The organism is uncultured Bradyrhizobium sp. (genome assembly GCF_936943645.1).
In the GTDB taxonomy this organism is placed as follows: Bacteria; Pseudomonadota; Alphaproteobacteria; order Rhizobiales; family Xanthobacteraceae; genus Bradyrhizobium.
Map to the genome: position 1 here is coordinate 1 of NZ_CAKZJO010000059.1, position 11,397 is coordinate 11,397.

Genomic DNA, 11,397 nt, shown 5'->3' on the forward strand with positions numbered 1-11,397 from the left:
TGGAGGGGGAGGGTCGATCGCGCGCAGCGCGAGCGGGGTGGGGTGATCTCTCCACTCGGGCACCGCCTGCGTCGAAAGACTTTCACCCCACCTCGGTTCGCAGTGCGCTTCGCTCCATGCGAACCGATCCTCCCCCTCCAGGGGAGGATGGGCACCATTTACGCCGCACGACTTCGGCCCTTCACGCCAGCTTCACCCCTCAACCCCCGGTTCCCCCGCCGGGGACCCTCACCCTCTCCGAGATTAAATTTCGCACCGCACCCGTCTGGCGCGTTGCGCTGCACAATGTTGACATGATAGGCAGCCATAATACTGGGCACTGGGCGAGCCATCTCGTTTGTTCCGCGTTCCAGTCTTCGTTCCCGCCAGTCTTGAAACCAGAAGACAAGGCCCCGGTTGGCCGGCGGGCGCGCCAGAAGGCTCACTCCATTTTTTCATTATCGTGAGGGACGACCATGACAGGTGCGACTGATCCGTTTTCTGCCTCGATCATTCCGTTCGAGGTCCCCGAGCAGATGCGTGCGTTCGCCGAAAAGGGCGCGGCGCAGGCCCGCGAGAACTACGCCAAGTTCAAGGACGCGGCCGAGAGCCACAACGGCACCGTCGAGGCCGTGTTCACCTCCGCCAGCAAGGGCGCGAGCGAGTACACCGCCAAGCTGGTCGAGTTCATGAAGGCCAACACCAGCGCCCAGCTCGACTTCGCCCAGCAGCTGTTCGGCCTGAAGTCGCCGGCGGAAGCGCTGCAGCTGTGGACCGGCCACACCCGCACCCAGCTCGAGACCTTTCAGGCCCAGGCCAAGGAGCTGGTCGAGCTGACCCAGCGCGTCGCCGCCGAGACCGCCGAGCCGATCAAGGCCTCTGCCTCGAAGTACATGCCGCCCGCCGCCTGAGCGCCGAGGCAGGTTTGAGTTGAGAAGCCCGGGCCAAGTGCCCGGGTTTTTTCTTGCCTCTCCCGCTTGCGGGAGAGGCCGGCGCCAAGCGATGCGAAGCATCGCCGGGCGGCGGGTGAGGGTTCTCTCCTCTAGGGGAGTGCCCCCTCACGCCACAGACCGCGCAACCTTCCGATGCCCGCCATCGCGCCCGATTTCCCTGCACCAAACCTGATTTCCCCCGGTTTTTCACCCCATTGCGGCCTTGCCAAACCGGGCCGTTGCACCTAGTTTCCGCCCCGTCCAGCCCCCTCGGCAACGAGCCTTTTCAGGCAGCCCAAGGCGCGGCTCGCCAGGATGCAGTTGTAGCTCAGTTGGTTAGAGCGCCTGTCTGTGGAACAGGAGGTCGGTGGTTCGAGCCCACCCAACTGTACCAGCGAGGGTCAGTGCATCACGTTGATCGCATCTGACGAGAACCTCTTGTCTGCCCCGATTGCCGCAGGTCTGACCCCTGTGCTTGCCAAGCTCTTATAAGACTTTTGAGGTGCTGTTTCTCGACAGCACTATCGCGCATTCGTCGCGTACCGTCGGTCTAACCGACCCTAGCTGCTCGGGAGAGCCTCCAAATCGTCTGGGGAAATTTCAAAGCGCACACTCTCAGTATGGATCAACGGCTTTCCAAAAGTCGTATTGTAAGTTGCCGATTCTCCGGGGATACAACCGTCGATACGTTTTCAAAAGGGATTGTCAATCAAGCTAGTCTAGCATTTCAGCGTTTGAGCCATCACGAAGCCCCTCAGCCCACGTAACGCTTGTTTCCTGCGTTGGCACGGTAGCCCCATGACAAAGTCCCCTCGTCCGTCGTCAAAGAAAGCCGAGCCAATGCTCGGCCCGGCCAGCGTGCCTACCAGTTCGCTCAAACCCAATCCACATAATCCGCGAATACTATTCGATGAACTTCCACTCAAGACTCTGGAAGAGTCGATCAAGAAGGTTGGCATTCTAGTTCCTCTCACAGTCTTTAAAGCGAGCGGTTCAGACAAGTATACGATCTTGGATGGTCAGCGCCGTTGGGTTTGCGCTCAGCGCCTGAACCTCCCGACAATGCCAATCAATCAAGTCGCCGAACCCTCAGTCGCGACAAACATCGTCACGATGTTCCAAATTCATAAGCTCCGCAAAGATTGGGAGCTTATGCCGACGGCCTTGAAGCTCGGCGTCCTAATGGACGAGTTGAAAGAAAAGAGAGATCGGCAACTTGCTGAACTCACCGGCCTCGAACTCGCGGTCGTAACACGCTGCAAGAAGCTACTTTGGTATCCTCAAAAGTACCAAGAGATGATGCTGTTCGTAGATCCTGAGGATCGGATCAAAGCAGACTTCTTCATCGAGCTGTATCCTGTCATAAATGACACCGTGATTCGCAGTGATAAGTCGCTCAAGCGCAATCACATGATCGACCGCTTCCTATTCAAATATCAGAATCGAAAGTCCGGCTTTAAGGCGATCACCGATTTTCGGAAGATAAAACAATATCTCGCGATCGCTCGAGTCGCGAACCAGCAGGAAGCTGTGTTGGAGCGCTTCCATTATTTGCTGGAGCACGACGACGTCGACTATTCCTCGTTGGAAATCGATACCGCTCGGATACACCGAGAAGCGTCGGAGATTGTGAAGAAGGTTGAGGATCTCTACTCGATCCTTGAGACGATCGACGTCGACACGTTCGTTGCCGAGGAAGACCTCTGGGCGGGCCTCGAAGGTCTTGTCAAAGCGCTCACCAAAAAATTAGCAGAAGCGGACAGACGGTCGGAATGAAGCTTCCCAAGCCGCGCGGAACAGCTATAGACGAAGCTCGGTTGCACGAGTGGGATCAGCAATTCCGATTCTACCGACATCCGCCAAATGCCGACACGGTCAAGGCTTGGCTGGCGCGCTTTAAAGTGGCGGACCAAGATGTCGCTGCGCGCATTCTCGACTGTGTTGAGGTTGTTTCGGAAGCGAGAATTCAGGAGGGTTACAAGTCTGCCTTAGCCTCGCTAAACGGATGGCACAAAAGTCCTGCTTCGCGCGAAGGACGATGGGTATTTACAGCTTTTGGCAAACCTGGCGAGAGCGGTCTATCAATGCTTAGGATATTCCGTGAGGCCAACGGATTGACGAGATCGCAATATGACGATCTTTTCAGGCATGTCACAGAGATTCCGAAGCTCAAGTTGACCGCTGCCGACACAATCATCTTGGTTGACGATTTCTCCGGCAGTGGCAAACAAGTCTGTAAGCGTTGGCCTCAACTTCAAGAGTTGATCGCCAGCGATGCTCGCTGCCTGATCATTCTTACTGCAGCCACCGCTGACGCGAAGAAAAAGATCGAACACGAAACCGAACTTGAGGTGATTAGCCATATTACCATTCAGCAGAACGAGAACGTCTTCTCCAGTCGGTGTACAAGATTTAGCCAGCCTGAGAAAAACTCGCTTCTCAAATATTGTAGAATCGCTGATGCGCAAAATCCGAAGGGATTCAGCGAAACTGGACTGCTGTATGTGTTGAGTCACAAAACGCCAAACAATTCGATACCCATCCTGCATACCAACCATCCTAGATGGATTGGGCTCTTTCCCCGTAATCTTCAGCAGGAGTGACCTGCGATGCCCTTCACCTACATGGGCACTAAGAAGCAAATCGTTTCTGACGTTGCTGACGTTATAGCGCGGGCGCGCAAGGGGCCATTCCTAGATCTGTTCGCGGGTATATCTACTGTCGCCACCGCTGTAGCGCCCGCCCGACCAGTCTGGTGCAACGATGCGGAGCGCTTTGCGTACGACTTGGCAACCGCAAAGTTTACCTCTCTGACCTCGCCGATCATTAATTCCGATGTGCTCGGTGGGATTGCTGAATATCAGGCACAGAATCGCTATAGCCTTCTGCGGTCGTTCGGATCATGGATCCTCGAAGAAGACGAGCTTCTTTTGACCGGGAAAATCAGGCGGATTAGCGAGTTCAATAGACGTCAAATCGAATTTTGCACTTCAAGGCAAGCAGAGCGATTTCGTACGAAACATAAGCAAGATCGTCGCGCGCCTTATGCGCTCTTCCTGCTAACGCACAGCGGGGGCTATTTCGGAGTCCGCCAAGCAGCAGATATCGATTCACTCAAGTTCGCGTTTGATAAACTTCTGGCAGAAGCGAGGATCGATATAGATCAGCATCGATGGTACATGCTGGCTCTTTGCCGAGCATGCTTTAGCGTGGCCAACACAACCGGCCACTTTGCGCAATATTTGGAGGTAAAGACCGCATCTCTTAATCGGTTTCGATTGAGAAGGCGGCGAGACGTATTCGCAGAGTGGGCCGCTGCCTTGAAGGAGCTGCGTCCTTACGGATCGCCTGATTGGCGATCGCAAAACAGGACGTTCCGATCCGATGCAAACGTCTTGCTGCAGCAACTCGGAAGAGAGTCGAGCGTACCCGCCGTTGTTTACGCCGATCCTCCTTATACTGGGGATCAATATTCGCGTTACTATCACCTGTTGGATACATTACTGACGTACGACTATCCAAAAATTGAAGGCAAGGGCCAGTATCGACCCGAACGCTTTGTTTCCGAATTTTCCCTTAAGTCGAAAGTCGTTCAAGCATTTGAAAAGCTGGTAGCAAATGCGGCTCACCTTGGTGCAGACCTCATCATAAACTATCCAGAGAACGGGCTACTCCCCGGAACGAAAGAATCTATTTTGCCGCTGTTGCGTAAGTATTTTCGCCAAGTGGAGCTGGCTAAGGTAATTGACCACGAACATTCCAGCTTGGGGGCCTCGAAGGGTGTAGAACGTTCTGCCGTGCGTGAGATGATCTTCTATGCCGGATAAGTCGCCCTACCGGCGCGTAAGCACTAATCTCAAAGTTGGTGATAAAGACATCGTGACCTTCTTCAACCGTCTCAAGACAGCAGCCTCCGCCGAGTGGCGAGCCTACACCGAGCATCCCTTCACGAACGGTCTTGCGGACGGCTCGCTCCCTGAAGCGGCGTTTCGTCATTACCTCGTTCAGGATTACCTGTTCCTCATCGAGTTTGCGCGCGCCTACGCGCTCGCGGTCTACAAGTCGCCTGGGCTTGCCGACATGCGTGAGGCCGCTTCCGGCCTGTCGGCCATCCTCGATGTCGAGATGGACCTGCATGTGAAGCTGTGCGCCGGTTGGGGCCTGTCTCCGGCCGACCTCGAACGGGCGCCTCCGGCGGCCGAGATGCTGGCCTATACGCGCTACGTGCTCGATGCGGGCATGCGCGGCGATCTGCTGGCGCTCAAGGTGGCGCTTGCGCCTTGCGTGATCGGGTACGCGGAGATCGCAACGCGGCTTGCCGCGCGGCCCGGCGCGGACGCTGCGACGAACGCCTACCGCGTCTGGATCGCCGAATACGCCGGCGCGCCGTACCAGGAGGTCGCTGCCAAGGCGCGCGCGCACCTGGACCATCTCGCCGATCGCTACGTCACGCCGGCCCGCGAGGCCGAGCTGATTGCGATCTTCAGGGAAGCCACCCGGCTCGAGGCGGACTTTTGGGAGATGGGCTGGCGCGAGGGCAAGCGCTAAGCTCCGCAAACGTCTCATCCCGAGACCTGAACAGGTCCAACATCCCGGTATCGCGGATGATCGCGCAAGGCGCGGCGCGCCGGCGCGATCGTGCGTTTTCGTTCCGCGCCTTCGGCAGAAAACAGCGGCGCGTGGCGGCGAACCTTTTCGGCCCTTTGCGTGTTTGGAACGGCGGCAGGATGAAGCAAGGGAGCTGAGACATGAACGGGATTATCTACCTCGTCGGACTCGTCGTCGTGATCGGTGCGGTGCTGTCGTTCCTGGGCCTGCGCTGACCATTAGAGCTCACCGAGGCAGCGCGGCGTCGTCCGCGCGCCTTGGGCGTCTGCGCGGCTTGGACGCGTTACCGCGCCACCACCCACACCACCACGGGCAACGTTGCCGCCGCCAGCAGCGTGCCCAGCGCCACCGCGCCCGAGACCGGGTTCACCAGCCGCTGATACTGCACGGCGAAGATGTAGGCATTCGCGCCCGTCGGCATCGCCGCGAACAGCACGACGACGCCGGCAGCATTCGGCGGCAGGCCCAGCAGCTTCGCCAGCACGAACGCGGCCGCGGGCATCGCCGCCAGCTTCAGCGCGCACATCAGCAGAATGCTCAGCTTCTCGCCCTTCACCTCGAAACGAAAGAGATTGATGCCGAGCGCGATCAGCGCGGTCGGCGAGCCCGCCTGCGCCAGCAGCTCGATGGTGCGGTCGACGACGGGGGTGAGGCCGAGGCCGGTGAAGCGCCAGACCACGCCGAAGCCGATCGCCAGCATCAGGGGGTTGCGGGCGAGGTCGGCGATCACGGGGCGGATCACCGAGAGCGGCGAGCCGGTGCGCTCACGGCTGACCAGCTCCATCTGCAAAATGCCGCAGAGCCAGAGCAGCGGCGTGTTCACCGACAGGATCAGCGCCATCGGCCCCGCCGCCTCGCTGCCGAGCGCGGAGAGCACGAGGGGAATGCCGAGCATCACGATGTTGCCGTAGACCGAGCCGATCGCGAACACGACGCCATCCTCGCGGTCCTCGCGCCGCGCGCGGATGAGGGCGGAGATCGCGAGCGCCGCGATCCAGGTCAGCGCGAGTGCGCCGTAATAGCTGCCCCACATCCTGTAGGGGCTGACGTCTGGGAATTCCGAGACGACGATGGTGCGGAACAGCAGCGCAGGGATCGCGATGCTGAAGGCGAATTCGCTGATGCCCTTGTGCGCGCCCTCCGAGACGAACCGAAACAGCACCGCGGCATAGCCGGCCGCGATCAGCGCGAACACGGGTGCGACGATCAGCAAGGTGGCCATGCGCCGCTACGATCCCAGGGCGATGATCCGGCGCGCCATGCGCACATTGGCGTAGTCGATCATCTTGCCGTCCAGCGTCACCGCGCCCTGGCCCTGCGCCTCCGCCTGCTCCATGGCCTCGACGATCCGCTGCGCCTCGTCCAGCTCCCGTTCCGACGGCATGAACGCGCGCCGCGTCGGTTCGATCTGGTCGGGGTGGATGACCTGCTTGCCGTCAAAGCCCATCGCGGCGGCCTTCTGCGCGCTGCTCTCGGTCAGCCTTTCGTCGCGGAACGCGCCGCAGGGGCCGTCGATGGCGATCCGGCCGAACGCGCGGGCCGCCACCAGGACGCGCATCATGGGATAGGCGAACAGGTCGAGAGGGGCGGTGGCGTAGCCGCTTTGCGCCGAGCCGACATGGCGATAGCCGTCCGGCGATACCCCGATGTCGGAGGACCGGGCGCCGATCGACGCCGCGAAGTCGCCGACGCCGAGATGCAGCGCGGCAATGCTGTCGTGGCAGGCGGCGAGCGCATCGACATTGACGAGGCCGAGCGCGGTCTCGATCAGCAAGTCCAGCGCGACCAGCGATGCGCGATCGGGCGCGGCCGCGCGCATCTGTTCGGCGATTGCGACGATGTCGCCGGGGCGCTCCGCCTTCGGCACGATCACCGCATCGAGCCGCGGCGCCGCCGCCAGCGCGCGGATCTCCTGCGCGATGAAGGGACTGTCGACGGCGTTGATCCGCACCGTGACGCGCTTGTGGCCCCAGTCGAGCGCGGCGAGGGAGCGGACGGCTTCCTCCAGCGCAAGCCCCTTCTCGGCGGGCGGCACCGCGTCCTCGAGATCCATGAACACTGCGTCCGCGCTTGAGGCCGCCGCCTTGGCGACGAGACGGGCGCGATGCGCGGGGACGGCGAGGGTGGCCCGCACGGGCCGCTGATGCGTCATTGTCAAATGTCCTTGGAAAGGCCGAGCTCGCCGAGGATGGCCTCGTTATGCTCTCCGACATCCGGCACCGGGTCCATCCGCGGCCTCAAGCCCGGAATGGTCAGCGCCGGCAGGAAGCTCATCACCGGCCCGCACGGCGATCCCACGCTTTGCACGCGGCCGCGCGTGTGGAGTTGCTCGTGTTGCAGAAAGGCCTCGACCGAGTTCAGATGCGCGTTGGCGACCCCGGCCTCGTCGAGCAGCCGCAACACCGCTTCGCCGGTCATGGCGGCAAAGCGCTGCTCGATATGCGCCTGCAGCTCGTCGCGGTTCTGCATCCGCAGCGGATTGGTGCGGAAGTTCGGATGGCCGGCGAAACCCGCATCGCCGAGCACGATGCGGCACAGCGAGCGCCATTCCCGGTCGTTCTGGATGCCGAAGAAGACGGTCGTTCCGTCGCCGACCTTGAACGGGCCGTAGGGCGCGATGGTCGCGTGCCTGGCGCCGGTGCGCGGCAGCGGACGGCCGGTGCTCTGGGTGTAGAAGGCGGGATAGCTCATCCAGTCGGTGATGGAGTCGAACAGCGAAGCCTGGAACGCCGTGCCCTTGCCGGTCCGCTCGCGGCGGTACAGCGCCATCAGCACGCCGTTGAGGATGTACATGCCGGTCGCGATATCGACCACCGACAGGCCGACCTTGGCCGGCTCCGCCTCGGTGCCGTTGATGGCGAGCACGCCGGCCTCGCACTGCACCAGCAGGTCATAGGCCTTCTTGTCGCTGTAGGGACCACCAGTCCCATAGCCCGAGACGTCGCAGGCGATGATGCGCGGATGCTTGCGCAGCAGCGAAGCCGCATCGAGGCCGAGCCGCTCGGCGGCGCCGGGCGCAAGGTTCTGGATGAACACATCGGCCTGCGGCAGCAGGGCGTCGAGCACCTTGCGGCCGTCCTCGCTCTTGATGTCGATGGCAAGGCTCTCCTTGGAGCGGTTGGTCCAGACGAACTGGCTCGACAGGCCGTTCATGACGTGGTCGTAGTCGCGGCAGAAATCGCCCGCGCCCGGCCGCTCGATCTTGATCACCCGCGCGCCCCAGTCCGCGAGGTGCCGGCTCGCCAGCGGCGCCGCGATCGCCTGCTCCAGCGAGACCACCGTGACGCCCGAAAGCGGCAGCTCCGCCTCAGTCCCGTTCATGCGACCGTCCCTCCGTGCGCTTATTGGACCAGCGCAGGAGACAGATCGGCCAGCCCACGCGCATCTTGTTGATGGTCCCATGATGCCCCTGTTTTGCCCGACAAGTCAAACCGGGCTTCGCTTAATCCTAAAAAATGCCGAGCGATTACCGTGACTTGGCTACTGTGCATGGGGTTGTTTTTCAATTTTTGGGGGTGGGGCGGACCTGTAAGCGGCAGTCTCTCCTCGCGCAGCGCTGTCGTCCCCCGCGCAGGCGGGTGAACCCCGCCTGTTGCCGAGACCGCACAGCTTCCGGCTTTCGCATCCCGCCTCGTTGCCAACGAACCGCGGTTCACCCACTATTCGCCCCGACTCGACATGTGGGGGACGAAATGCCGGCGCTTCGCTTCAAGACATCCCTGGTTGCTGCGACCCTCGGGCTGGCCCTGTCCGTGCTGGTGCAGCCCGGTGCCGGCTTCGCCTACACCCAGGAGGAGCAGCAGGCCTGCACGCCGGATGCGATGCGGCTGTGCAGCGAGTTCGTTCCGAACGTCGATGCCATCACCGCCTGCATGATCAAGAAGAAGGCGCAGCTTTCGCCGCAATGCGCGGTGTTCTTCCGCCGTGGACCGGAGCCGGGCGAGCAGCGCGCCGGCAAGCGGACCAACATCGCGCCCAAAACCGCGAAGAAGAGCACCAAGCCGGCGCCCAAGAAAAAGAAGACCAGCGACGGCTGAGCGCGGGGCAGGGCAGCGTTCCCCTTTCGAAACTCCTCGACGTGACGGACTCCTTTTGTTCGCGAGCTGGCGCGAGGCTTGCGGGCGACGGGCAGGTGCGACGGAAAAGAGTCGGCTGCCGGTTTGCGCGGCGAGGTTGCATGCCGCTTTCTCCCAAACGACTGCTCAAAAAACGCACACAAGGCACACGCGCAGCGTTTCATTGCAGTTGGTGTCGCGCCTCGCACATCGCAGTGTGACTCAAAAGCCAACACGCCTTGTTATTTCGTGGCCGTAACGCAACCCTCGATAAATTTTTCTTTCACGAATCAGCGCGGTGATTCATTTTCGCGGCCTGGGGTCAATCTGGAGGCCGAAGGTATGAACGTTATTGTTTTCGCTTCGCGTAAAGGCGGCTCGGGCAAGAGTACCCTCGCCGCACATCTTGCCGCACAGATCAAGGCGAGCAAGCAGGTCATGCTCGTGGACGCGGACCCGCAGGGCTCGCTGACGCTGTGGCACAAGCTGCGCGGCACCAACGAACCGCCGATCAAGGCGGCCGTGAACTCCGTCAGCGGCATCGTCTCCGCTGCCAAGCGCGACGGTTATGAATGGGTGTTGATCGACACGCCGCCGAACCTGTCGGCCGTGGTCGACGACGCGATCAAGAACGCCACCATGGTGGTGATTCCCGCCCGTCCCGGCGTGTTCGACGTCAACGCGGTGCAGGAAACCATCCAGATGTGCCGCGCCGCGCGCAAGCCCTATGCGGTCGTGCTCAACGGTGCGCCGGCCAAGCGCGACGAGTCGGAAAGCCCGATCGTCACCATCGCCCGCGAAGCCCTTGCCAAATTCCGTGCGCCGGTGTGGGGCGGCCAGATCACCAACCGTTCGGATCTGCTGATGGCGCTGAGCCATGGCGAGGGCGCGCGGGAGTACCAGGCCGAGAGCCGCGCGGCCCAGGAAATCGCAAGGCTGTGGGCGGCGATCGAGCGTTCGGTGAAGGCCATTCGCGGCACGGCGTCGGCATCCGGCGCAATGCACAAGCAGGCGGCGTAATTCTTTAAATCATTCCCCGGACGAAAAACGCGCGGTGTCCGCGCGTTTTGCGTTTTCGGGATCTGCCGAAGGAGGCTACGCCACCATCAGCATGTAGAACACGATGACCGGCGACAGCGTGAGGATCACCGACCAGATGCCGACGGCCCAGAGGATGTCTTCGGTGGTAAAGCTCTGCTCGTTGGACAGCTTCTCCTGTCCGGCGCCGAAATACGGCGCCATTTCATTCTGACTATTCACAAATGCCCCCGCGATTTCTTCGCTTATGGGCGTGAACCATACCCGGGATGTTTTAAGATTCCGGCTTGCGAGCCCGCTCGCATTTTGAACGCATTTGTGACCGCGGCTTAACCATCCGCGCCGAGCCTCGCCTCAGGCGAGCCAGACCCGATACAGCAGCACCGGGATCAGGCCGAGCATCACCGCCCAGAACCCGAACGACGAAACGACGAGAATTCCCTGCAAGAGATCGGCGGGCGCGAATTGCTGCGCGGCCGTAGGCCGGGTGCGATGCCCCATGGTCATTCCCCCTATGAGAAGCCTTTCGACCACACGATAGGGACAGATGCGTAAACGAGGCGTGGATGCCGTATGCGGCGTGCGCGAAGGCCGTTGGGGCGCGGTTAACCACGGGCAGGCTCTGACCCTCCCCTGGAGGGGGAGGGTCGGCTCACATTGAGCGTAGCGAAAATGTGAGACGGGGTGGGGTGACGGTCTCTCCTCATCCGACAGTGCCCGAGTGGAGAGATCACCCCCCCCCGCTCGCGCTTCGCGCGATCGACCCTGCCCCTCCAGGGGAGGGT

12 protein-coding genes and 1 tRNA gene are annotated in these 11,397 nt (G+C 61.4%); 8 read left to right on the forward strand and 5 right to left on the reverse strand.

The genetic code is table 11. From position 1 onward, the window contains the following. Positions 1-455: 455 nt before the first annotated feature. The 6 genes from Q0743_RS17510 (at position 456) to tenA (ending at position 5,459) form a co-directional block, all read left to right on the forward strand. A complete protein-coding gene (locus tag Q0743_RS17510; RefSeq protein WP_298242767.1) occupies positions 456-890 on the forward strand; it encodes a phasin in 435 nt (144 codons plus the stop codon). Between the two features lie 338 nt (positions 891-1,228). After that, positions 1,229-1,305, forward strand: a tRNA-His gene (locus Q0743_RS17515). A 404-nt stretch (positions 1,306-1,709) separates the two neighbouring features. Next, positions 1,710-2,687 carry a ParB N-terminal domain-containing protein gene (locus tag Q0743_RS17520; RefSeq protein WP_298242768.1) on the forward strand — a complete coding sequence of 326 codons (978 nt, stop codon included), beginning with the start codon at positions 1,710-1,712 and terminating at the stop codon, positions 2,685-2,687. Next, positions 2,684-3,514 (forward strand): hypothetical protein, encoded by an 831-nt coding sequence (locus tag Q0743_RS17525; RefSeq protein WP_298242769.1) that lies wholly within the window; start codon positions 2,684-2,686, stop codon positions 3,512-3,514. The genes Q0743_RS17520 and Q0743_RS17525 overlap by 4 nt, the downstream gene beginning before the upstream one ends. A gap of 6 nt (positions 3,515-3,520) precedes the next feature. Beyond that, a complete protein-coding gene (locus Q0743_RS17530) occupies positions 3,521-4,738 on the forward strand; it encodes a DNA adenine methylase (protein ID WP_298242770.1) in 1,218 nt (405 codons plus the stop codon). Positions 4,739-4,790: 52 nt separating this feature from the next. After that, positions 4,791-5,459, forward strand: coding sequence for a thiaminase II (gene tenA / locus Q0743_RS17535; RefSeq protein ID WP_298242771.1), 669 nt, complete (start codon positions 4,791-4,793; stop codon positions 5,457-5,459). 343 nt (positions 5,460-5,802) lie between these two features. Here the strand turns inward: tenA and Q0743_RS17540 are convergent, their stop codons facing one another. The 3 genes from Q0743_RS17540 to Q0743_RS17550 are packed head-to-tail and all read right to left on the reverse strand — an operon-like array spanning position 5,803 to position 8,840. Continuing rightward, entirely contained in the window at positions 5,803-6,741 is a 939-nt protein-coding gene (locus tag Q0743_RS17540) for an AEC family transporter (RefSeq protein WP_298242772.1), read from the reverse strand. Between the two features lie 6 nt (positions 6,742-6,747). Further along, a complete protein-coding gene (locus Q0743_RS17545) occupies positions 6,748-7,671 on the reverse strand; it encodes a CoA ester lyase (protein ID WP_298242773.1) in 924 nt (307 codons plus the stop codon). A gap of 2 nt (positions 7,672-7,673) precedes the next feature. After that, entirely contained in the window at positions 7,674-8,840 is a 1,167-nt protein-coding gene (locus Q0743_RS17550; RefSeq protein ID WP_298242774.1) for a CaiB/BaiF CoA-transferase family protein, read from the reverse strand. A 371-nt stretch (positions 8,841-9,211) separates the two neighbouring features. On the opposite strand from Q0743_RS17550, the gene Q0743_RS17555 reads away from it, so the two are divergent. Together Q0743_RS17555 and Q0743_RS17560 are read left to right on the forward strand one after the other, a co-directional pair. After that, entirely contained in the window at positions 9,212-9,556 is a 345-nt protein-coding gene (locus Q0743_RS17555) for a hypothetical protein (protein ID WP_298242775.1), read from the forward strand. Between the two features lie 360 nt (positions 9,557-9,916). Next, the gene (locus Q0743_RS17560; protein WP_061880428.1) at positions 9,917-10,594 is read left to right on the forward strand and encodes a ParA family protein; all 678 of its coding nucleotides are present in this window, start codon (positions 9,917-9,919) and stop codon (positions 10,592-10,594) included. Positions 10,595-10,669: 75 nt separating this feature from the next. On the opposite strand, the gene Q0743_RS17565 is transcribed toward Q0743_RS17560, so the two are convergent. Further along, the gene (locus Q0743_RS17565; RefSeq protein WP_298242776.1) at positions 10,670-10,834 is read right to left on the reverse strand and encodes a hypothetical protein; all 165 of its coding nucleotides are present in this window, start codon (positions 10,832-10,834) and stop codon (positions 10,670-10,672) included. 132 nt (positions 10,835-10,966) lie between these two features. Then, complete coding sequence (locus Q0743_RS17570; RefSeq protein WP_198963778.1) at positions 10,967-11,113, reverse strand: hypothetical protein; 147 nt, start codon at positions 11,111-11,113, stop codon at positions 10,967-10,969. Positions 11,114-11,397 lie beyond the last annotated feature (284 nt).